Below are 20190 nucleotides of genomic sequence, written 5' to 3'. Positions count from 1 at the left end.
GCGGCGTCAGTAGCCGCGCAGCACCTCGACGCTCAGCGCGGTCATGCTGGGGATGAACTCGATCACGTCGGTGCGCGCGACGCCACCTTGCACGAAGGGGTCGCGTGCGAGCACCGCTTCGAGCCCCTCGCGGTCGCCCGAGCGCGCGAGGATCACGCCGCCCTTGCGCGGCACCTGGCGCCCCGAGGCCACGAACAGGCCGCTGGCGTAGTGCTTCTTGAGCCAGGTGACATGCGCATCCATCAGAGCGTCGAGTTCCTCGAGCGGGCGGATGTAGGTCAGGGTGACGATGAACATGGCAAAAGGCTGGTCGATGCGGAAGAAGACCTGATCCTATGACCTCGGCGCGACAGTGGCGGGGCGAGAGTGTGTCTCGCGGGTAACTGTGTCGCATGCGGCGTGTGCATGCGGTGGCCGAGCGGCGGCCTTGTCGCCCACCGGACCTGCGCGGCGGCGCGCGATCTCGTAGATTCGGTGGCTCCCTTCACCGCATCACCACCTCACTTCAACGGAGACCCTGTTCCATGATCCAAGTCGTTGCCGTCATCACCGCCAAGCCCGGCCAGCGCGCCCGTCTGCTCGAAGCCTTCATCGCCAACCGCGCCGCCGTGCTCGCCGAAGAGGGCTGCATCGAGTACGGGGCCACGATCGACGCGCAGGGCGTTCCGCCGTCGAAGGCCAGCTTCGGGCCCGACACTTTCGTGGTGATCGAGAAGTGGGCCTCGCTGCCTGCGCTGCAGGCCCACGGGGTCGCGCCGCACATGGCGGCCTTCAGCGCCCAGACCCGGGAGTTCACCGAGAGCAAGCTGATCCACGTGCTCGAGCCGGTCTGAATTCGCCGCGTCGCGCGGCCGCCGCCTTCGCGCGCGGTGCGATGCCTGCTACCCTCGCGCCGGGGAGAAGAAGACATCTCATCTCGGACGAGGGGAGGATCAATACATGGCGATCGTCTTCAGACCGCTGGGTCTGCGCTGGCGCATGGGCGCGCTCCTGCTGGCTGCCCTGGCCACGGGCTGCGCACAACTCGGCGCGCCGCCCTATGCCGCCGATTACGAGGCGCTCGACCGGCTCGAGGCCCACAACCCCGGCAAGGTCGCGGTGGGCAAGGTGCAGCCGACCGACCCCAACGACACCGTCAACACCTTGCGCCTGCGCCGTGCCAGGCTGGTGTCGCCCAGCGGCACCTTCGCCCAGTACCTCGAAGACGCGCTGATGCGCGACCTGGGCGAGATTTCGGTCTACGACCCCAAGGCCCCAACCCGCATCGCGGCGCGCATCCTCGTCAATGAACTCGACCTGGGCGTGGTCAACGGCTCCGGCCGCATGGACGTCGAAGTCACCGTCACGCGCAACGCCGCGCAGAGGCTGCGCAAGACCTACCGCGGCGAGATCGCCTTCGATTCGAGCTACGCCAACATCGTGGCCGTGCCCGCCGGGCAGGCCGCGTACCCGCGGCTGGTGCGGGCGCTGCTGCGGCAGGTGTATGCCGACCCGCAATTCGTCGCGGCCATTGCGCCGTCTGCGCAGTAAGGCCGGAGAAGCACCATGTCGTTTCTTTTTTCTTCTGCGATGCCCCGGCTGGCCGCAGCCCTCGCAACCATCGTGCTGCTGGCGGGCTGCGCCCACCCGATCACGATGATCACCGAGACCGCACCTCCGCGGTCGACGGCCCACCTCATTCCCAAGAAGGTGGCTTACGTGATGACCGATGCGCAACGCGATCTGCAGGTGATCACCGCCGGCGGCAGCGGCGACCGCGTGAGCTACTACCCGTACCGCGACCTCGAAAAGTCGATCCGCGATGCGCTGCGCGGCGTCTACCGCAACGTGGTCGTGCTGCGCACCGCCGGCGATGCCAAGGCCAACGAGGCGGCCGGCATCTCGCTCGTGTTCACGCCGCGGATCAAGACCGATTCGAGCTCGTCCTCATGGATCACCTGGCCACCCACCGCGTTCACCGCCGAGGTGGCCTGCGTGGTGACGGACACCGCGGGCGCCGAGGTCACGCGCGTGCGCGCGGTCGGCAACGGCACGGCGGAGTTCGGCGAGTTCAACGGCGACTACGGGCTGGCCGCACGACGCGCGGCCACGCGGATGACCGCGCAGCTCAGCAGCGAGATCCGGCGCAACGAGAAGCTGCGTTGAGCGGCTCGACGACCATTCGCCCATGAAAAAACGCGCCCGAGGGCGCGTTTTTTATGGAGGCCGCGAAGTCTTACTTCGACACGACCTTCACCATCTCGAGGCACTTGTTCGAGTAGCCCCATTCGTTGTCGTACCAGCTCACGAGCTTCACGAAGGTGCTGTCCAGGGCAATGCCGGCTTCGGCGTCGAAGATCGAGGTGCGCGGGTCGCCGCGGAAGTCGGTGGCGACGACCTTGTCTTCGGTGTAGCCCAGCACGCCCTTCAGCGCGCCTTCGCTCTGTGCCTTCATTTCGGCGCAGATCTCGGCGTACGTGGCTTCCTTCTCGAGCTCGACCACGAGGTCGACCACCGACACGTCGGAGGTCGGCACGCGGAAGCTCATGCCCGTGAGCTTCTTGTTGAGCTCGGGGATCACCACGCCCACGGCCTTGGCAGCGCCAGTGCTCGAGGGAATGATGTTTTCCAGGATGCCGCGGCCGCCGCGCCAGTCCTTGTTGCTCGGGCCGTCGACGGTCTTCTGCGTGGCGGTGGCCGCGTGCACGGTGGTCATCAGGCCGCGCTTGATGCCCCACTTGTCGTTCAGCACCTTGGCCAGCGGGGCCAGGCAGTTGGTGGTGCAGCTGGCGTTGCTGATGATGGCTTCGCCGGCGTACTTCTTGTCGTTCACGCCGTAGACGAACATGGGGGTGTCGTCCTTCGAGGGGGCCGACAGGATCACCTTCTTGGCGCCTGCATCGATGTGCTTCTGCGCGGTTTCCTTCGTGAGGAAGAGGCCGGTCGATTCGAGCACGATGTCGGCGCCGACTTCGTTCCACTTGAGCTGCGACGGGTCGCGCTCTTGCGTCAGGCGGATCTTCTTGCCGTTCACGATCAGCGTGTTGCCTTCGACCGTGACTTCACCCTTGAAGCGGCCATGCACCGAGTCGTACTGGAGCATGTAGGCCAGGTATTCCGGCTCGAGCAAGTCGTTGATGGCAACGATTTCGATGTCGTTCTTGAAGTTCTGCACGGCTGCGCGCAGCACGTTGCGACCGATGCGGCCGAAGCCGTTGATACCGAGTTTGATAGCCATCTGACTTGCTCCTAAGGTTGAAAAACTTTTTGATCGGACGGGAAGCGGACGAACCGCGCGACGCTCAGTCGCGCAGGGCCGCTTCCACGGTGGCGGCCACGTTCTCCGCCGTGAAACCGAAGTGCTTGAACAGCACGGGCGCGGGGGCCGACTCGCCGTAGCTGTCGATGCCGACCACGGCCGCGCAGCCGTACTTCCACCAGCCGTCGGTGCAGCCCATTTCGACCGCGACGCGCGGGATCTTCTTGGGCAGCACGGCCTTCTTGTAGGCCAGGTCCTGGCGGTCGAAGGTGGTGGTCGAGGGCATCGACACCACGCGCACGGCGATCTTCTTGTCGGCCAGCAGCTTCTGGGCGGCCAGTGCGAGCTGCACTTCGGAGCCGGTGGCGATGATGACCGCTGCCGTCTTCTTGTTCTTGAGGCCGACGTTCTCGGGCTCGGACAGCACGTAGGCGCCGCGGCTGATGTCGCCCAGGTCGCTCTTGGCGGCGTAGGCGATGTTCTGGCGGCTCAGCAGCAGCGCGGTCGGGCGCGTGGCGTTCTGCAGTGCCACAGCCCAGGCCACGGCGGTTTCGGCCGTGTCGCCCGGACGCCAGACGTCCAGGTTCGGGATGAGGCGCAGCGAGGCGGCGTGCTCGATCGACTGGTGCGTCGGGCCGTCTTCACCCAGGCCGATGGAGTCGTGCGTGAACACGTGCACCACGCGGCGCTTCATGAGCGCGGCCATGCGGATGGCGTTGCGGCTGTAGTCGCTGAAGGTGAGGAAGGTGCCGCCATAGGGGATGTAGCCGCCATGCAGCGCCACGCCGTTCATGATGGCGGCCATGCCGAATTCGCGCACGCCGTAGTTGATGTGGCGGCCGATGGTGCCGTGCGGCGGCTCGACGGGCGCGGGTGCGGCCTCGTCTTCGGCGCCCTGCTTGGGTTCCACGGCCGGCACGTTCATGACCACGGCGCCGGTCTTGGCGTCGAAGCGCAGCGCGGCGGTGCTCTTGGTGTTGGTGAGGTTGGAGCCCGTGAGGTCGGCGCTGCCGCCGAGCATTTCGGGCAGCGCGGCCGTGAAGGCCTCGAGTGCGAGCTGGCTGGCCTTGCGGCTGGCCACGGTTTCGCCCTTGGTGTGGGCGGCGACCACGGTGTCGAATGCGACCTGGTGGAAGTTCTTGGGCAGCTCGCCCTTCATGCGGCGCGTGAACTCGGCGGCGAGTTCGGGGTACGCGGCCGTGTAGGCGGCGAAGGTGTCGTTCCAGGCGGCTTCGGTCTTGGCGCCTTCGGCCTTGTGGTCCCAGTCGGCGTACACGTCGGCCGGGATTTCGAAGGCAGGGGACGGCCAGCCGATGGCTTCGCGCGTGAGGGTGATTTCTTCGGCGCCGAGCGCCTCGCCGTGCGCCTTGGCGGTGCCGGCGCGGTTCGGGCTGCCCTTGCCGATGGTGGTCTTGCAGACGATCAGCGTGGGCTGGGTCGCTTCCTTCTTGGCCTTGGCGATGGCCTTGGCCACTTCTTTCGCGTCGTTGCCGTCGATCGGGCCGATGACGTTCCAGCCGTAGGCCTTGAAGCGCTCTTCGGTGTTGTCGATGAACCAGGGCTTGACTTGGCCGTCGATGCTGATGCCGTTGTCGTCGTACAGGGCGATCAGCTTGTTCAGGTGCCAGGCGCCGGCCAGGGCGCAGGCTTCGTGGCTGATGCCTTCCATCATGCAACCGTCGCCCAGGAAGGCGTAGGTGTGGTGGTCGACGATGGCCAGGTCCTTGCGGTTGAACTCGGCAGCGAGCAGCTTCTCGGCCAGCGCGAAGCCCACGGCATTGGTGATGCCCTGGCCCAGCGGGCCGGTGGTGGTTTCGACGCCGGGGGTGACGTCGACTTCAGGGTGGCCGGCGGTCTTGCTGTGCAGCTGGCGGAAGTTCTTGATCTCGGCCAGGGGCAGGTCGTAGCCCGTGAGGTGCAGCACCGCGTAGATCAGCATCGAGGCGTGGCCGTTGGACAGCACGAAGCGGTCGCGGTCGAACCAGTGCGGGTTGGCGGGGTTGTAGCGCAGGTGCTCGCCCCACAGGGCGACGGCCATGTCGGCCATGCCCATCGGTGCGCCCGGATGTCCGGAATTTGCTTGTTGAACGGCATCCATTGCCAGCGCGCGGATCGCGTTGGCCATCAGGGCTTGGTTTGCCATGGGCAGTGGGCTTTCGGGGAAAAGGGTGGGTGGGGATACGGGAGAACCCGAGATTTTACCGGGCGAGCCGCGCCCGGCCTCGATACAGGGCCAACACCCCGCTGATGCTCTCTTGTGTCGCAGGCACGCTGCTAGAGTTGCCCCCCATGCAAGGGCTGCACCTCACCGCCGATCTCCACGACTGCCAATGCGGCCTCCAATGGCTCACCGACGGGCGCGCGCTCGGCGAGGTCTGCACCAAGGCCGTGGCCGCTGCGGGGCTGCAGGCCGTGGGCAAGCTGGTCCACGGTTTTCCGGCCACGCCGCAGGGCCCGGGCGGCGTGACGGCCACGCTGCTGCTGGCCGAATCGCACCTGTGCATCCACACCTGGCCTGAGCAGCGCGGCGTGACGCTCGACGTGTACGTCTGCAACTTCGGCGCCGACCACTCGGCCAAGGCGCATGCGCTGATGGCCTGCCTGGTGGCACTGTTCCAGCCCCGCCACAGCGAACGCAACGAGCTGCAACGTGGGCGTGTGGCCGGGTCGGTGCGGTGATGGGGGTGCGCGCGATGATCCTGGCCGCCGGCCGCGGCGAACGCATGCGACCGCTGACCGACACCCGCCCCAAGCCCCTGCTCGAGGTGCGCGGCAAGCCGCTGATGCAGTGGCCGATGGAAGCACTGGCCGAGGGCGGCTTCACCGACCTGGTGGTCAACACCGACTGGCTCGGCGCGCAGGTCGCCGCCCGGTTCGGTGCAAACCCTCTGCTGGAGGGGCATGGCGCGCTGTCCATCTCCTATTCCGACGAAGGCCGCGACTTCGGCGGCGCGCTCGAAACGGCCGGCGGCATCGTGCGCGCACTGCCGTTGCTGGGCGAGGTGTTCTGGGTCGCGGCCGGCGACGTGTTCGCGCCCGACTTCCGCTTCACCCAGGCCGCCGTCGATCGCTTCTTGGCCGGCGGCAAGCTCGCCCACCTGTGGCTGGTGCCGAACCCGGCGCACAACCTCAAGGGCGACTTCGGTCTCTCGGCTGACGGGCTCGCGCTGAACCAGGCGGCCGACAAATACACCTTCTCGACCATCGGCCTGTACCGCGCCGCGCTGTTTGCGCCGCCGTACTGCAGCATCCCGGCGGGCAACCCGGACGGCATCAAGGCCCCATTGGCTCCGATCCTGCGCGCGGCGATGGACAATGAACAAGTGAGCGCCGAGCTCTACACCGCTCCCTGGACCGACGTGGGAACTCCCGAACGGCTTGCCCAACTGAACACGCCAAGATGACCTCCGCAGACACCGCCACGATCTACGCCGAGCGCCGCGCGCGCCTCGCTTCGCAACTGGGCAAGGACGGCATCGCCATCGTCCCGACCGCGCCCGAGCGCCAGCGCAACCGCGACAGCGACTTCCTGTTTCGCCACGACAGCTATTTCTACTACCTGACCGGCTTCACCGAGCCCAATGCCTGGCTGGTGCTGGCAGGCGACGGCCGCGCCACGCTGTTCTGCGCGCCCAAAGACCTCGAACGCGAGATCTGGGACGGCTACCGCCTCGGCCCCGACGCCGCGCCCGCCGCGCTGGGCGTGGACGAGGCCTTCTCGGTCAACGACCTCGACGCCAAATTGCCGAAGCTGCTCGAGAACCGCGCCACCGTGTGGTTCCCCTTCGCCACCCACAAGGGCCTTGAAACCCGCATCGACGGCTGGCTGCAGTCGGTGCGCGCACGCGTGCGCTACGGCGCGCTGTGCCCCGAGGAACAACGCGACCTGTGCGGCCCGCTCGACGAGATGCGCCTGGTCAAGGACGCGCACGAGCAGGACATCATGCGTCGCGCCGCGCAGATCAGCGCCCGCGCCCACATCCGCGCCATGCAGCTGTCGGCGCGCATGCTGCGCGAGGGCAAAGACGTGCGCGAGTACCACCTCGACGCCGAGCTGCTGCACGAGTTCCGCCTGGGCGGCTCGCAGTACCCGGCCTATGGCTCCATCGTCGCGGCCGGCGCCAACGCCTGCGTGCTGCACTACCGCGCCGACGCCGCGCCCGTGCGCAAGGGCGAGCTGGTGCTGATCGACGCCGGTTGCGAACTCGACGGCTACGCCAGCGACATCACCCGCACCTTCCCCGCCGACGGCAAGTTCAGCGGCCCGCAGCGCGCGCTGTACGACCTGGTGCTCGCCAGCCAGGACGCCTCGGCCGCCGCCACCCAGGCCGGCAACCGCTTCAACGACCCGCACGACGCCGCCGTGAAGGTGCTCGCGCAGGGCATGCTCGACCTGGGCCTGCTCGACGGCAACAAGGTCGGCAGCGTCGACGACGTGATCGACTCGCGCGCCTACTTCCAGTTCTACATGCACCGCACTGGCCACTGGCTGGGCATGGACGTGCACGACTGCGGCAGTTATGTCGAACCCACGCAGGTGGGCGAGGTGAGCGAGCGCAAGGACCCGCTGTCGAACGAACTCATCAAGAACCGCCCGAGCCGCATCCTGCACCCGGGCATGGTGCTGACGCTGGAACCCGGCATTTACGTGCGGCCCGGCGAGGGCGTGCCCGAGAAATTCCACAACATCGGCATCCGCATCGAGGACGACGCGATCGTCACGGCCACGGGCTGCGAACTGATTTCGCGGGGCGTGCCGGTGAAGGCGGATGAGATCGAGGCGTTGATGCGGGGGTGAGTCAGACGGGCAGCGCGCAGAACAGCGCCTGCCCGATCGCGAGCACCGCCGCGCCCGCAGCGATGCGCGGAAAGCGATGCGGCAACCCGCTCAGCAATCCGACCGTCGCCAGCGCCGCCGCAGTCAACGCCCCGAGCCACAACACCCACCCCACCGATCCGCCCGCCGCCTCCAGGCTGGCCCACAGCGACAGGCACAGCAGCGCCGTCCCGCCGAGCTGCAGCCATCGGCGCCAGGCGCCCGGCGTGCTGCCGCGGCCGAAGACGTCTTCGCTGTGGCGGTCCATCGCGAGGCTCAGCGCGCAAAAGCCGGCCAGCGAGGCCGCGAACACCAGTCCGAGCAGCGGCATCACGATCCTTGTCCTGCTGCAGCCGAAGCGGCAAGCTCGGTCGGTGGCGACGACTTGACGACCTTCTTGGGCGCCGCCAAAGCCTTGCGGCGCTTGCGCTCCACCAGCCAGGTCGCGCCCGCGAGCCCCACGCCGAGCGCGATCACCACGAGGTCGAAGCCCGCCACCGAACTCGGTCCGCTGCGCAGGCTGACCGTGAGCGGCGCGGGGCCGGTGAAGGCGTTGAGCACCGGCAGCAGCGCGAACAGCAGGGCACCGAGCGCGAGCTGCGCCTGCCACATCCGCAGCGTCGGGCGCAGCAGGCCCAGCACGGCGGTGGCGCCCCAGACGATGAAGAACCAGCGGATCTCGGCCTCGTTGCGGCCGGCGACATCGACCGGCAGCAGGCGGTTGGCCCAGAAGAAGGCGGCCATGGCCACGGGCAGGCCGGCGATCGCGCCGAGGTTCAGCCCGTCGACCAGCCGCAGGCCGAAGCCGATGCGCCCGCCCTGCTTGAGCGTCCTGGCGTATTTCTGGCGCTCCTTCACGGCCCACAGCAGCAGGCCGGTCGCCACCATCAGGCAGCCTGCGAGGCCCGAGACGAAGAACAGCGCGCGCAGGAGCGGATCGGCAAAACGGCCGATGTGCAAACCGTAGAGCACGCCGCGCGTCTCGGCCGCGGCCTTGGGCACGTCGCCGAAGGTGCCGATGAGCGCGCCGGTCGTGCCGTTGAACTGCATGGAGGGCTGCTCGTACGACAACTGCCGGCTCTCGCCCCGCGCGATCGAGACCACGGCGTAGGCGTCGTTGGGCTGGTGCACCACGATGCGGCCGACGGGCGCGCCGTCCCAGTGGGCCGTGGCCTGCGCCACCATCGGTGCGAGGGGCGCCAGCGCGGCCTTGGTGCCCGAGGGCTTGACCTGCGTGCGCGCGCCGCCCGGGAAGGCTTCGGCGAAAAAGGTGTCGGTGCCGCCGTGCGCCTTGTAGGCCACCTGCGGCCCCCACGGCATGTACATGAACATCAGCGTGACCAGCCCGGTGTAGGTGATCATGGCGTGGTACGGCAGCGCGAGCACGGCGGTGACGTTGTGCGCGTCGAGCCAGCTGCGCTGGCCCTTCTTCGGACGGAAGGTGAAGAAGTCCTTGAAGATGCGCTTGTGCGTGACGATGCCGCTGACGATGGCCACCAGCATGAACATCGCGCAGAAGCCGACGATCCAGCGTGCCCAGATCGCGGGCATGTAGTGCAGGTCGAAATGCAGGCGGTAGAAGAACTCGCCGCCGCGCGTCTCGCGCGGCGCAGTGATCGCCTGGCCCGTGGCCGGGTCGAGCGCGGCGCGGTCGAAGCTGCGGCGCCGTTCCACCGGCGGTGAACCGGGCGGTGGCGGCGGCTTGATCGACAGCACCCCGACCGAGGGCTCGCGCGCGGTCGGCAGCGTGATGAACCAGCGCGCCGCGTTACTGGCGTTGCGGTTCAGGTAGGCCGCTGCGTTCTCGGCCGCGACCGATTGGGTCACGCTGCCGTGCGAAATGGCATGCAGCTCCGGCTTCATCCAGAAGGTGATCTCGTCCTTGAAATACGACGCCGTGCCGGCCGCGAACACCATGAAGAGCACCCAGCCGACCAAGAGGCCCGACCAGGTGTGCAGCCACGCCATCGACTGGCGGAATCCGTCCTTCATGCGGCGCCTCCGCCGCCCTGGGTCCACAGCAGCAAGAGCAGGCCCTGCAGCGCCGCCGCGATGGCGAGGCCGGTCCAGGCGCGCCACGCCGAGCGCGCCGCGAAGACCCACATCACGGCCACGGCGTAGACGAGGAAGGAGACCAGCGTGCCGGTCAGTGCGGCTTCGCTGCGCGCCATGCCGAAGAGGGCGGGCAGGCCCAGCGCGAGCACGGCGGCCGACAGCGCCGCGACACCGTAGCCGCCCGCGATGGCGGCCACGGCCCGCGACGCCACGCCCATCCGGTAACGCACGCCGGCGCTCACGACGAGCGCCGCACGGCGTGCAAGGTCGTTCGGAAATTCATGGAACAGAGGGAGAGGAAAAACCTGGAGAATGAGAATCATACTCATCTTCCAGGCTTTTCCCGCCCCCGCCCATCCCGCGCGGGGCCTTGAAAGGCGGGCGCCGCCGTGCGCCTTACTTCGCCTGCAGCAGCGCGCCGGCCTCGAGCAGCACCAGCTCGTTGTCGTCGGCCTTGTTGGGCTCGCGGCTGCTGGAGAAGGGCAGGTTGTTGTCGTTGCCGACCACGATGTGCGTGGCATCGACCACGTCGACGTTCTCGATCGTGAAGAACGGGAACTTGAGCACGCCGTCGTTCAGCGGCTTGCGCGCCAGCTTGTTCGGGTCGGCGATGTCGAGCAGGTCGATGTAGCCGATCTTGCGCAACGCGCCGCCCACGTTCGCATCGCTCAGCTCGACCTTGTAGACGCGCTTGAACTTCGCGAGGTCGTGGAAGCAGTCGGTGCGCTTCTGGCCTTCGGGGCAGGCCTTGTCGCTCGTGCCTTCGCCGTTGTCGCGCTCGATGATGAGGCCCGTGGTGCCGTCGATCATGTTGAAGTCGCCGATGGCGTGGCCGTTGGCCTCGAGCGGGTACTTCCAGTGGCGACCCGTCCATTTTTCAGAGGCCACGTCGAACTCCAGCACGCGCAGCGCCTCCTTGCCGTCGAGCTTCTCGTAGTCCTTCGTCTCGGCGTTCCACACCGGGCCTTCGAGCAGCGCGTACAGCTTGCTGCCGTCCTTCGACGAGGCCATGCCTTCGAAGCCCTTGGAGCGCTTGACCTGGAAATCGACCGCGCCACCCGGTGCGCCCGGCGTGGTCACGGCCGGATGGTCGGGCGAGCGCACGGCCTTGCCGTCGACCTGCGTGTCGAACACCGCGAGCACCTTCCCCTTGAGGTCGGCCTTGATCAGGAAGGGACCGAACTCCTCGCCGATCCACAGCGCGCCGCCTGCGAACTGGAAGCTCTCGGGGTCGAAGTCGGAGCCCGTCAGGTAGCGCTGCTTCGTGCCTTCGTGGACGATGCGGAACGGCACCTTCTTGTCGGGGTCGTGCAGGAAGATCGTGTTCAGGCGATTGAACTTGCCGCTCTTGAAGTCCACCTTGTAGTGGTTCAGGTAGAGCATGAAGTCGGGCGAGTTGGCCTTCGCGCCGGCGCCGTTGTCCGTCAGCACCCAGAACGAGCCGTCTTCCATCTTCTTGATGCCCGAGTGGCCCTGCAACGGCTGGCCCTTGAAAGGCACCGACACGCCCGTGCCGCGACCGGCCGAGAGTCCTTCGACCGTGCCCAGCGCTTCGACGCGCTTGCCGGTCGTGAACTTGCCGCTGGCCTGCAGGTCGGCCGGTGCGTCTTTCGGTGCGGCGACAAAACTCTGTGCGGGCAGCACGGCGTGGCCGGCGAGCGTGGCGGGGAAAGCGGTCTGGGCCACAGCGCCGCTGCAGGCGAAGGCCGCAGCCAAGGCGATCAAAGAGAGGGGAGCGAGACGCGTCATGAGCGAGAAAGGTTTCAGTCGAAAACGCGAGACCTTGCCGGCCAGGCGTGACGCCGCCATGACATCCGCTCAGGAGAACGACAACTGCGGCTTGTTCACCATCAACCAGAACACGACCGCCATCGCCACGAACGCCGGATAACCCAGCAGCTCCCAGTAGCGCTGGTAGCGCAGATACAGCGGCGGCAGCGGCATCACCTCGCGGTGCGCGTGCGCCGCAAGAGCCGCCATGCGGATCTGCAGCCACACCACCGGCAGCCAGCACGCCCCTGCGAACAGGAAGAGCCCCAGCGACAGCGCAAGCCACGGCGTCGACAGCGGCCAGCCCGCCATGTGCGCCAGCCCGAAGCCGGTGAGCGGCTGCAGGATCACCGTCGGCGTGGTGAACCACCAGTCGGCGCGCACCACCAGCCGGCTCACCACCGCCTGCGCCGGCACGCTGCCGCTGCGGTTGGCAAAGAACATGTAGAAGGCCGACCCCAGCCCCGTGCCGACCATCAGCACGCTGGAGACGATGTGCAGCCACTTGAGGACGAGGTAGGTGTTCATGGCGTGGCGCGCCGGTACAAATGCCAGAGCAGCGCGGCAATGGGCAGGTTCTTAAGCAGCGGACCGAGCGGGTGCAGCCACAGGCCTGGCTGCAGCACGGTCGCCACGAGCGTCATGGCCAGCATCAGCGCGAAGGCGGCGAGGTAGACAGTGCGCCCGGGCCGCAACCACAGCGCCAGACCGATCGCGAGGTCGGCAATCGCGCAGCCGACGATCAACGACTGCACCAGCCACGGCGGCGAGGCGATGCCTGCGTCGGCCAGCACACGGCGGCTCTGGCCGTCGAGTTCGACGATGCTGGCGACGGCGGTGAAGAGCCAGACGGCGACGAGGCTCAGGCGCAGCAGGCGGTCGTCGTTGTCGGCAGGGCGTGTCATGGCGCGGGCGGTGCCTCGTTGATCACGTCCGTCACCATGCCCCAGCGCGTGAACTCAGGGTCGAACTCAGTCAGCGTGAGTAGGCCCGCGCAGGCATGCGCGCCCGTCGGCAACACGTCACCGCGCGCGAGCCGGCGCGCCAGCAGGATCGCGGCCATGCAGGGAATCTCGGGGCCGTGGTTGTCGTCGGCCGCAATGTGCCAGGCGCGGCGTGCGACGGCGCCCTGCGCATCGATGCCTTCGACGCGCACCACCATGCCGCCCAGCGCGGTGCCGAACGCATCGAACACGCCGCCCGTCGCATGCAGCAAGGGCGCCAGCTTCTGCGGCGCGCGCAACAAGCCCGCACGGCGCAGGAAGGCCAGGAAGGCGAAGGCGTGCTGAGTGAGGCCGACTTCGAGCGCGGCGCGGAACATGACCGACTGCACGCCGGCGTAGCGCGCTGGAAAGAGTTCGAGATCGGGGATGTCGCACAGGGCGCCGCGGCGCGGCTTCATGCGGGCGAACTGCACCTTCGCGGGATGGGCCCAGCCGGGCTGCTCGGTCCATCGGCCGCCCTGCCAGACGCGGATCGGCGCGCCGCAGTAGGCGAGCACGCCCGCGAGCGTGGCTTCGCCGCGCGGTGCGCCCTGTGCCGGCGCAATGCAGATGTCGATGCTGCGCAGGCTTTGCCAACCGGCGGCGAGGTGATCGACCACCGCCGACGACAGTGCCGGCACGGTGCTGGCGCCGGCCACGGCGGTGCGGCCTGCACGGCGGAAGGCGGCGTCCATCGCGGCGGGAAAGTCGCAGACGAAGCGCCGGCCGTCGGCCAGGTCGATGTAGTGCGAACCGGCTGCCGCCACGGCCTGCGGCACGCGGTAGTCCTGGCCTTGGAACGGGCCCGCGGTGTGGATGACGAGGTCCACGCCCAGGAAGCCCAGCCCCTGCGCGAGATCGGGCGACTGCGCATCGATGCGCACACCGCGCGCACCGCGCACGGGGCCGCCCAGCGATTGCGCAAACGCCGTGGCCCGCTCGAGGTCGCGCCCACCGACCCACAGCTCGATGCCCGCGTCCTGCGCCAGTGCGCGGCTGATGCGCGCGCCGAAGTTGCCGTAGCCGCCGAGCACCAGCGTCTTCATGCGAGGGTGGCTCCGGCGATGTGGCCGCGCGTGAACGCTTCCTCGAAGATCGAATAGCCCGACCAGTCCGCGTGCGCGAACGACAGCCGGCCCGCGGCCACGCGGTCGCCGTGTGCGCCGATCTGCGCGAGCAGCCCGGGCCGCGGGATCGACATGGCGTGGCCGTAGCGCGTGATCTCAACACGCGTGGCAAGCGCGGGCAGGTCGGGGTGCGGCACCGACAGCTCGGCCAGCAGCTCGTCGCGCCATGCGGTCCACGGGCGTTCGAGCAGCAGCTGCCGGCCGTCGCCTGTGTCGTAGCTGCTCGGGCCCAGCGGGCGGTACCAGCTGAGCACGGTGCCGCGCGGCGTGGGGTCGAGCGTCTGGTGGCGCGCATCGACGTAGCCGAGGCCGCGCGTGCCGTAGATCACGTTGTCCCAGCTCGGCGCGGCGCCGACGCGGTCGGCCAGCGGCCCGCGCAGGTGCACGTTGGCGACCAGCCACGGCGCATAGCGCACATGCGCGGCGGCGCTGGTCAACAGCGGCGGCGGGTTCTCCACCACGCGCGCGGCGATGAAGACGGGCAGCGCGACGATGCAGCGCTCGGCCTGCCAGCGCACCATCGATTTCGATGCGGCATCCCACGCGTCGACCTCGACACCGCCGCGCAACTCGGCGATGCGCGTGACGACCTGGCCGGTGTGCAGGCGCTCGCCCAGCGGCGCGGCGAGCTGCTTCGTGAGCCAGCCGTTGCCTTCGGGCCAGGTGAGCACGCCGTCGCGATCGGGGTTGGTGTCGCTGCCACTGTCATGGGTGCTGCCGCTCGCATCGCCGGGCGCATGGAAGCCGTGCCGGCTGGCGAAGTAATGGATGCCGGCCCAGGCCGACACCTGCGCGATGCCGGCGCCGTAGTCGTCGCGGCAGCAGTAGTCGAGGTACCAGCGCAGGTGGGCGTCGTCAAAACCTTCGCGGTCGAGCCAGCCCGCGAAGGGCACGGCGTCGAGCGCGAGCAGCTCGGGCGTGACGTCGAAGCGCAGCGTGGGAATGGCGAAGTGCGCGGCGTGCTGCAGCGCGTCGATGCGCTGTGCGAAGCGGCGGTACTGGGCGTGCGTGGCATCGCCGACGTCATGCACCGGGAGCAGCCCGTCCTGCCATTCGCCGCGGAAGAACAGGCGCTCCTGCGGGCTGTGGCAGAGGTGACGCTCGTCGTAGGTCCAGCGGCCGGCCACGCGGCGGCGCAGGCCGAGTTCTTCGAGCAGGTCCTGCACCTCGTGTGCGTCGTCGCCGGGCGTGGGCAGGTAGTGCGCGCCGAGCGGGCAGGCGATGCCGCCGACCGCGCCGCCGCGCGCGTTGCCGCCGGCGGTGTCTTCGAGTTCGAGCAGCGCGAAGTCATCGATACCCGCAAGGCGCAGCGCGCGCGCCGCCGCAAGACCGGCCACGCCACCGCCCGCGATGACGACGCGGGTGCGCTTGACGGTCGCCGGGGATTGCCACCTGAGCGAGCCGTCGCGCATGGCGTGGCCGCGCGCGACATCGACACCGGTGAAGCCGCCGTCGATGGACGGCGGCGGTGCCTCGCAGCCGGCCAACGCCAGGGCGCCCGCTGCACCCGCCACGCCGAGGAAGTCGCGCCGTTGCATGCCGCGGCTAGTGCGCCATGACCTTGCCCCACTCCTGTTCGTAAGTGGTGACGAGGGTCTGGTTCGACAGGCGGTTCACTTCGGTCGGCACGCGTGCCATGTCGAGCGGAAAGTCGAACATCAGCGGCAGCGTCGCCGGCGTGAGAAAGCGCATGCCGCCCGGCAGCGCATCGGGCAGCCGGTAGGGCCGGCGGCTCGCGATGATGTAGCCCCATTCGCCGAAGCTCGGCACGTGCGCGTGGTACGGCGTGGCCTTCAGGCCGACCGACTCGATGGTGGTCGCCACGGTCCAGTAGCTCTTGCGCGCCACCAGCGGCGAGGTGGTCTGGATCACGGCGTAGCCGCTGGCCGACAGGCGCCGGTCGAGCAGCGCGTAGAAGCTGTTGGTGTAGAGCTTGCCGATCGCGAAGTTGGTCGGGTCCGGAAAGTCGACCACGATCACATCGAACGTGTCTCCGTCCTGCTGCAGCCATTGGAACGCGTCGGTGTTGACCACCTTCACCTTCGGCGACGAGAGCGCGTGCCCGTTGAGCGCGGCCAGCGTCTCGTGCGTGGTGAAGAGCTGCGTCATGTTCGGATCGAGCTCGACCAGCGTGACCGACTCGACCGAGGGGTATTTGAGAACTTCGCGCACCGCCATGCCGTCGCCGCCGCCGAGCACGGCGACCTTCTTCGGCGCGCCGTGCGCGGCCATGGCGGGATGCACCAAGGCCTCGTGGTAACGGTACTCGTCGCGCTCGGCGAACTGCAGGTTGCCGTTGAGGAACAGCCGGTGGCCCAGCGCGCCGCGCGTGACCACGATGCGCTGGTAGGGCGAGCTGGCGCTGAAGACGATGTGGTCCTGGTAGAACTTGTCTTCCGCCAGCGTGGTGATGTGGTCGGCGCCCCAGAAGGCGCCGATGAGCGCGGCCAGCGTCAGGAAGCACGCCATCGCATGCGCGCCGGCGCGGCGCAGCTCATGGCGGAACAGCCACAGCGCCCACACGGCCACCGCAGCGTTCATCACGCCGAACAGCAGGCCGGTGCGGATCATGCCGAGCTGCGGCACAAGGATGAGCGGGAACGCGACCGATACGGCGAGCGCGCCCAGGTAGTCGAAGGTCAGCACCTGCGACACGAGGTCCTTGAGCACGATGTTGCGCTTGAGGATGCGCATCACCAGCGGAATCTCGAGCCCCACCAGCGTGCCCACCACCACCACGAGGCCGTACAGCAGCAGACGGAACGCGCCCGGCACGTAGGCGTTGGCCAGGAACAGAATGGCCGGCAGCGCGCCGCCGATCAGCGCCACGAGCAGTTCGATGCGAAGGAAGTGCGCCGGCAGCTGCCGCTCGAAGTAGCGCGAGAGCCACGAGCCCACGCCCATGGCGAACAGGTAGGTGCCGATGATGGTGCTGAACTGCAGCACCGAGTCGCCGAGCAGGTAGGAGCTCAGCGCGGCCGCGCTCAGTTCATAGACCAGGCCGCACGCGGCGACCACGAACACGCTGGCAAGCAGCGCGATCTCGACGGGTTGCGGCCCCCGCGCCTCCGGGGTGCGCGCGGGCAGGGCCGCGTCGCTCAATGGATTGCAGCAGCCACGATGACGCTGATGCCGAGGCTCATGGCGGCCACGACCAAGGCCAGCGCCATGTTCTGCTTCTCGACGATCTCGCCCCACAGGTCATAGGGGGTGATCTTGTCGATGATCAAAAAGCAGATCCAGAAGACCGCCACGCCGATCAGCGCATACACGAGCGATCCGAGGACCACGCCCGGTTTCAGCCATTCAATTCCCATGGGGACCTCCAGTCGTAGCAATAAAGAGAGAAGTGATGAGAGCGCAACGCCTGCGCGCGATCTTCGTCATTTGTGGCCACCGCCGCTCGAATAGCCGCCGTACGAACCGCCCGAGCTGCGGTAGCCGCTCGAGGAACCGCTGCAGTTGCTCATCATGATCAGCACGAAGATGATGACCACGATGACGAGGATGATCGTGCCGCAGCCCATGCCGGACGCGGCGCTCACGGGCAGCGCGTCGCCCCGCGAGAACAGGTCTTTCTTGGCGTCGAGCTTGAAGGCCGTCGCCACGGCGCCGCTGTCGATCTTGCTGCCCGAGGACCAGGTCAGCTCGTTGGCCGAGCGCTCCATCGAGAGCAGCGCGCCGCCGCTCGCAAAGTCGCGGTTGAAGGTTTTCTGCCCGCGCTCGACCTGCCAGTAGAACTCGCCGGCCACGTAGGTGGTCTCGGCGTTGTAGGCGTACTGCTGCTGGTAGCGCTTGTTGAGGTAGGTGGCGGTGGCGCCGTTCTCGGCCATCACGGGCGCGCCGGTGGTCGGCTTGACCATGCTCCAGCCGTCTTCGGCATCGACCAGGAAGCTGAAGCCGCGCTTCTTGTTGTAGAGCAGGTACTCGTCCCAGCCGAACTGCTCGTCGTCACCGGGCTCCTGGCCCATGCGGTGCTGGAAGCCCACCACCTGCCACTGCGCGCCCTGCAGCTGGCCCATGCTGCCCAGCGCGATGAGCGGACGCACCGGCTCGTTCTGCTCGGCGTGCTTCAGCTCGCCGCCGATGCCCTGCGACAGGTCGATGATGCTGTTGCACGAGCCACAGGTGATGCTCTTGCTGTCGGCCAGGTTGACCGTGACGGGCGAGCCGCAGTTGGGGCAGTTGAAGCTGCGGCCCTTTTCGTCCTTCGCGGATTCGTCGCGCAGGCCCGTGAGTTGCAGGTCGTCGAGCTGCACCGAGCGGCCGAGGTACGCGGTGGGCTTGGCGGTTCCGTAGTCGATGCTGAGCACCAGCCCCTTGTCGTTGCGCAGCTCGACCATCGCGAACGGCTTGCCGAGCTCGGGCAGGTGCGGCAGTTCGCCCTGCGCAGAGGTCAGCGCCACCTGCTCGTTGGAAGCGACGGTGTAGCTCTGGCCGGCGAAGGCGGTGGTGGCACCCACGCGCAGGTCGGCCGGCGGCGGCGCGGCGCGTTGCAGGTCGAAGGGCAGCGCAAAAACGTAGGCGCCGTTGTCCTCGCTGAGCACGCCGGTGCGGTCACCGTCGAGTGCAGCGATCCACTCGGTCCAGCGGCCACCGGGATAGGTGTACTGCAGCCGGCCGATCAGCGTGAAGGGCTTGTCCTGGATGCGGCCGGCGGCGAACAACTGCAGCGGGCTGAAGTCGTCGAACAGCTCGGCCATCTTGCCGGTGCGCGCGAGCGTGTCGCCCTGGCGCACGACGGTGCTCTGGCAGTAAGGACAGACCGCGTGCGTCGATTGCGCCGAGCGGAATTCGACCGGCGCGCCGCAGCCGGGGCAGGGCGCGCGGTAGTAGCGTTGGGAGCCGGTTTCCTCAGCCATGGCACACAGCAGAAGACACGACGGCAACAACGAACGAGGCGGGAGACACCACCGCGGCACCGGCTACGCCGGCCCGCAGGCATCGCCCCCTGCAAGGAGCGGGGAAGAGCGACACGAAACGCGCGAAGCCTGGGGTCAGACCAGCTTCTTGAGCAGTTCGGCCTTCTTGGCGTCGAACTCTTCCTGCGTGAGGATGCCCTTGGTCTTGAGCTCGCCGAGCCTCTCGAGCGTGGTCATCACGTCGGCGGCGCTCACCACGGCCACGGCCGGCTGCTGCGTCGTGGCCGCGGCCTGGGCCGCTGCGTTCGGGCTCAGGCCCTGTGCGAGGTTCTGCGCCAGCACCTGGCCGAGCGCCACGCCGGCACCCAGGCCCATTGCGTCGCCCGCGATGCCGCCGCCACCGGCCGCGCCTTCGGCGAACTTGGGAATGGCCTGCGCCGTCTGGTACTGCATGAACTTGCCCATGTCGTTGCCGACCATGCCCATGCCGATCTTCTGATCGAGGATCTTCTGCAGCTCTTCGGGCAGCGAGACGTTCTGGACCGTGATGTTCTCGAGCTTGATGCCGATCTTCTCGAACTCGGGCACGAGCTGGGTGGCCAGCGCGGTCGCAAACTGGATCTGGTTGGCCGCCAGGTCGAGGAAGGGCAGGCCGCTGGAAGCGATGGCGTTGCTGATGTTCTGCAGCACCAGCCCGCGCAGCTGGCCGTCGAGGTCGGCCACGGAATAGATGTCGCGCGTGCCGGAGATTTCGGTGTGGAACAGCTTCGGATCGCCGATACGGAAGCTGTAGTTGCCGAAGGCGCGCAGGCGCACGGCGCCGAAGTCCTTGTCGCGGATCGTGATCGGCTGGGGCGTGCCCCACTTCTGGTCGACCTGCTGGCGCGTGCTGAAGAAATAGACATCGCTCTTGAAGGGAGATTCGAAGAGCTTGTCCCAGTTCTTCAGGTACGTGAGCACGGGCAGCGTCTGCGTCGTGAGCTTGTACATGCCGGGGCCGAACACGTCGGCCACCTGGCCTTCGTTGACGAACACGGCCATCTGCGATTCGCGCACGGTGAGCGAGGCGCCGTTCTGGATTTCCATCTCGGCCATCGGGAAACGCCAGGCCAGCGTGCCATCGCCGGACTCGGTCCACTGGATGATGTCGATGAACTGTTTCTTGATGAAATCCATCAGGGCCATGGTCGTTCCTCTCGAGATGTTGTCGGTTTGTGTCCCAGCCGCACATATTGCCACAGGGCTTTGACGGCGCCCCGTGCTTTTGGTCATGCCTGCCACCGGCCATGCGGCGCAGGGCGGTATGGACCCAGGTCTACAATCGGCGCCCCCAGAAGAA

The 20190-nt window shown here is 68.2% G+C and carries 21 protein-coding genes; 6 read left to right on the top strand and 15 right to left on the bottom strand.

All coding sequences use genetic code 11. The annotated features are described in order from the left end of the window. Positions 1-6: 6 nt before the first annotated feature. Positions 7-297: a YciI family protein gene (locus tag GFK26_RS07425; RefSeq protein ID WP_062473524.1), complete on the bottom strand. Its 291-nt coding sequence runs from the start codon at positions 295-297 to the stop codon at positions 7-9. A gap of 227 nt (positions 298-524) precedes the next feature. Here GFK26_RS07425 and GFK26_RS07420 point away from each other — a divergent pair, with 227 nt between their 5' ends. From GFK26_RS07420 to GFK26_RS07410, 3 genes are all read left to right on the top strand, one after another. After that, entirely contained in the window at positions 525-833 is a 309-nt protein-coding gene (locus tag GFK26_RS07420; protein WP_153281434.1) for a putative quinol monooxygenase, read from the top strand. A gap of 106 nt (positions 834-939) precedes the next feature. Next, entirely contained in the window at positions 940-1530 is a 591-nt protein-coding gene (locus GFK26_RS07415) for a hypothetical protein (protein ID WP_153281432.1), read from the top strand. Between the two features lie 15 nt (positions 1531-1545). Continuing rightward, positions 1546-2145 carry a hypothetical protein gene (locus GFK26_RS07410; protein WP_153281431.1) on the top strand — a complete coding sequence of 200 codons (600 nt, stop codon included), beginning with the start codon at positions 1546-1548 and terminating at the stop codon, positions 2143-2145. A 70-nt stretch (positions 2146-2215) separates the two neighbouring features. Here GFK26_RS07410 and gap read toward each other — a convergent pair whose 3' ends face one another. Then, positions 2216-3217, bottom strand: a complete 1002-nt coding sequence (gap, locus tag GFK26_RS07405; RefSeq protein ID WP_099794203.1) for a type I glyceraldehyde-3-phosphate dehydrogenase — start codon at positions 3215-3217, stop codon at positions 2216-2218. Positions 3218-3281: 64 nt separating this feature from the next. Then, positions 3282-5381, bottom strand: coding sequence for a transketolase family protein (locus GFK26_RS07400; protein WP_153281430.1), 2100 nt, complete (start codon positions 5379-5381; stop codon positions 3282-3284). A gap of 146 nt (positions 5382-5527) precedes the next feature. On the opposite strand from GFK26_RS07400, the gene GFK26_RS07395 reads away from it, so the two are divergent. Genes GFK26_RS07395 through GFK26_RS07385 form a run of 3 tightly spaced genes read left to right on the top strand, consistent with a single transcriptional unit; the run spans position 5528 to position 8036 of the window. Then, the gene (locus GFK26_RS07395) at positions 5528-5917 is read left to right on the top strand and encodes an S-adenosylmethionine decarboxylase family protein (protein WP_153281429.1); all 390 of its coding nucleotides are present in this window, start codon (positions 5528-5530) and stop codon (positions 5915-5917) included. A 14-nt stretch (positions 5918-5931) separates the two neighbouring features. Beyond that, the gene (locus GFK26_RS07390; RefSeq protein WP_153281428.1) at positions 5932-6642 is read left to right on the top strand and encodes a nucleotidyltransferase family protein; all 711 of its coding nucleotides are present in this window, start codon (positions 5932-5934) and stop codon (positions 6640-6642) included. Next, positions 6639-8036 (top strand): aminopeptidase P N-terminal domain-containing protein, encoded by a 1398-nt coding sequence (locus tag GFK26_RS07385; RefSeq protein ID WP_153281427.1) that lies wholly within the window; start codon positions 6639-6641, stop codon positions 8034-8036. The genes GFK26_RS07390 and GFK26_RS07385 overlap by 4 nt, the downstream gene beginning before the upstream one ends. 1 nt (position 8037) lies before the next feature. On the opposite strand, the gene GFK26_RS07380 is transcribed toward GFK26_RS07385, so the two are convergent. From GFK26_RS07380 to GFK26_RS07325, 12 genes are all read right to left on the bottom strand, one after another. Beyond that, on the bottom strand, positions 8038-8385 hold the full coding sequence (locus GFK26_RS07380; RefSeq protein ID WP_153281426.1) for a DUF3325 domain-containing protein: 348 nt from the start codon (positions 8383-8385) through the stop codon (positions 8038-8040). After that, positions 8385-10046, bottom strand: a complete 1662-nt coding sequence (locus tag GFK26_RS07375) for a PepSY-associated TM helix domain-containing protein (protein WP_153281425.1) — start codon at positions 10044-10046, stop codon at positions 8385-8387. The genes GFK26_RS07380 and GFK26_RS07375 overlap by 1 nt, the downstream gene beginning before the upstream one ends. Next, positions 10043-10432 (bottom strand): DUF3649 domain-containing protein, encoded by a 390-nt coding sequence (locus GFK26_RS07370; protein WP_322745835.1) that lies wholly within the window; start codon positions 10430-10432, stop codon positions 10043-10045. The genes GFK26_RS07375 and GFK26_RS07370 overlap by 4 nt, the downstream gene beginning before the upstream one ends. A 73-nt stretch (positions 10433-10505) precedes the next feature. Beyond that, positions 10506-11858, bottom strand: a complete 1353-nt coding sequence (locus tag GFK26_RS07365; protein WP_153281424.1) for an esterase-like activity of phytase family protein — start codon at positions 11856-11858, stop codon at positions 10506-10508. Positions 11859-11927: 69 nt separating this feature from the next. Then, on the bottom strand, positions 11928-12407 hold the full coding sequence (locus GFK26_RS07360; RefSeq protein ID WP_153281423.1) for a DUF2269 family protein: 480 nt from the start codon (positions 12405-12407) through the stop codon (positions 11928-11930). Beyond that, positions 12404-12784, bottom strand: coding sequence for a DoxX-like family protein (locus GFK26_RS07355; RefSeq protein WP_153281422.1), 381 nt, complete (start codon positions 12782-12784; stop codon positions 12404-12406). The genes GFK26_RS07360 and GFK26_RS07355 overlap by 4 nt, the downstream gene beginning before the upstream one ends. After that, positions 12781-13908 (bottom strand): saccharopine dehydrogenase family protein, encoded by a 1128-nt coding sequence (locus GFK26_RS07350; protein ID WP_153281421.1) that lies wholly within the window; start codon positions 13906-13908, stop codon positions 12781-12783. Before GFK26_RS07350 ends, GFK26_RS07355 begins: the two co-directional genes overlap by 4 nt. Beyond that, positions 13905-15527, bottom strand: a complete 1623-nt coding sequence (locus tag GFK26_RS07345; protein ID WP_153281420.1) for an FAD-dependent oxidoreductase — start codon at positions 15525-15527, stop codon at positions 13905-13907. The genes GFK26_RS07350 and GFK26_RS07345 overlap by 4 nt, the downstream gene beginning before the upstream one ends. 7 nt (positions 15528-15534) lie before the next feature. Next, positions 15535-17091, bottom strand: coding sequence for a polyamine aminopropyltransferase (locus GFK26_RS07340; RefSeq protein WP_416222548.1), 1557 nt, complete (start codon positions 17089-17091; stop codon positions 15535-15537). Next, complete coding sequence (locus GFK26_RS07335) at positions 17088-17306, bottom strand: DUF350 domain-containing protein (RefSeq protein WP_153281419.1); 219 nt, start codon at positions 17304-17306, stop codon at positions 17088-17090. The genes GFK26_RS07340 and GFK26_RS07335 overlap by 4 nt, the downstream gene beginning before the upstream one ends. 66 nt (positions 17307-17372) lie before the next feature. Continuing rightward, entirely contained in the window at positions 17373-18851 is a 1479-nt protein-coding gene (locus GFK26_RS07330) for a DUF4178 domain-containing protein (protein ID WP_153281418.1), read from the bottom strand. A 135-nt stretch (positions 18852-18986) separates the two neighbouring features. Then, on the bottom strand, positions 18987-20036 hold the full coding sequence (locus tag GFK26_RS07325) for an SPFH domain-containing protein (RefSeq protein WP_153281417.1): 1050 nt from the start codon (positions 20034-20036) through the stop codon (positions 18987-18989). Between the last annotated feature and the right edge of the window lie 154 nt (positions 20037-20190).

Origin of the sequence: Variovorax paradoxus (genome assembly GCF_009498455.1) — a bacterium.
Classification (GTDB): domain Bacteria; phylum Pseudomonadota; class Gammaproteobacteria; order Burkholderiales; family Burkholderiaceae_C; genus Variovorax; species Variovorax paradoxus_H.
This window is presented reverse-complemented; position numbering and strand designations above follow the sequence as displayed.

What these genes read in the sequence shown, in the direction of transcription:
- GFK26_RS07425 (WP_062473524.1), bottom strand. Translation starts at nt 297, where the DNA reads ATGTTCATCGTCACCCTGACCTACATCCGCCCGCTCGAGGAACTCGAC.
- GFK26_RS07420 (WP_153281434.1), top strand. Translation starts at nt 525, where the DNA reads ATGATCCAAGTCGTTGCCGTCATCACCGCCAAGCCCGGCCAGCGCGCC.
- GFK26_RS07415 (WP_153281432.1), top strand. Translation starts at nt 940, where the DNA reads ATGGCGATCGTCTTCAGACCGCTGGGTCTGCGCTGGCGCATGGGCGCG.
- GFK26_RS07410 (WP_153281431.1), top strand. Translation starts at nt 1,546, where the DNA reads ATGTCGTTTCTTTTTTCTTCTGCGATGCCCCGGCTGGCCGCAGCCCTC.
- gap (WP_099794203.1), bottom strand. Translation starts at nt 3,217, where the DNA reads ATGGCTATCAAACTCGGTATCAACGGCTTCGGCCGCATCGGTCGCAAC.
- GFK26_RS07400 (WP_153281430.1), bottom strand. Translation starts at nt 5,381, where the DNA reads ATGGCAAACCAAGCCCTGATGGCCAACGCGATCCGCGCGCTGGCAATG.
- GFK26_RS07395 (WP_153281429.1), top strand. Translation starts at nt 5,528, where the DNA reads ATGCAAGGGCTGCACCTCACCGCCGATCTCCACGACTGCCAATGCGGC.
- GFK26_RS07390 (WP_153281428.1), top strand. Translation starts at nt 5,932, where the DNA reads ATGATCCTGGCCGCCGGCCGCGGCGAACGCATGCGACCGCTGACCGAC.
- GFK26_RS07385 (WP_153281427.1), top strand. Translation starts at nt 6,639, where the DNA reads ATGACCTCCGCAGACACCGCCACGATCTACGCCGAGCGCCGCGCGCGC.
- GFK26_RS07380 (WP_153281426.1), bottom strand. Translation starts at nt 8,385, where the DNA reads ATGCCGCTGCTCGGACTGGTGTTCGCGGCCTCGCTGGCCGGCTTTTGC.
- GFK26_RS07375 (WP_153281425.1), bottom strand. Translation starts at nt 10,046, where the DNA reads ATGAAGGACGGATTCCGCCAGTCGATGGCGTGGCTGCACACCTGGTCG.
- GFK26_RS07370 (WP_322745835.1), bottom strand. Translation starts at nt 10,432, where the DNA reads ATGATTCTCATTCTCCAGGTTTTTCCTCTCCCTCTGTTCCATGAATTT.
- GFK26_RS07365 (WP_153281424.1), bottom strand. Translation starts at nt 11,858, where the DNA reads ATGACGCGTCTCGCTCCCCTCTCTTTGATCGCCTTGGCTGCGGCCTTC.
- GFK26_RS07360 (WP_153281423.1), bottom strand. Translation starts at nt 12,407, where the DNA reads ATGAACACCTACCTCGTCCTCAAGTGGCTGCACATCGTCTCCAGCGTG.
- GFK26_RS07355 (WP_153281422.1), bottom strand. Translation starts at nt 12,784, where the DNA reads ATGACACGCCCTGCCGACAACGACGACCGCCTGCTGCGCCTGAGCCTC.
- GFK26_RS07350 (WP_153281421.1), bottom strand. Translation starts at nt 13,908, where the DNA reads ATGAAGACGCTGGTGCTCGGCGGCTACGGCAACTTCGGCGCGCGCATC.
- GFK26_RS07345 (WP_153281420.1), bottom strand. Translation starts at nt 15,527, where the DNA reads ATGCAACGGCGCGACTTCCTCGGCGTGGCGGGTGCAGCGGGCGCCCTG.
- GFK26_RS07335 (WP_153281419.1), bottom strand. Translation starts at nt 17,306, where the DNA reads ATGGGAATTGAATGGCTGAAACCGGGCGTGGTCCTCGGATCGCTCGTG.
- GFK26_RS07330 (WP_153281418.1), bottom strand. Translation starts at nt 18,851, where the DNA reads ATGGCTGAGGAAACCGGCTCCCAACGCTACTACCGCGCGCCCTGCCCC.
- GFK26_RS07325 (WP_153281417.1), bottom strand. Translation starts at nt 20,036, where the DNA reads ATGGCCCTGATGGATTTCATCAAGAAACAGTTCATCGACATCATCCAG.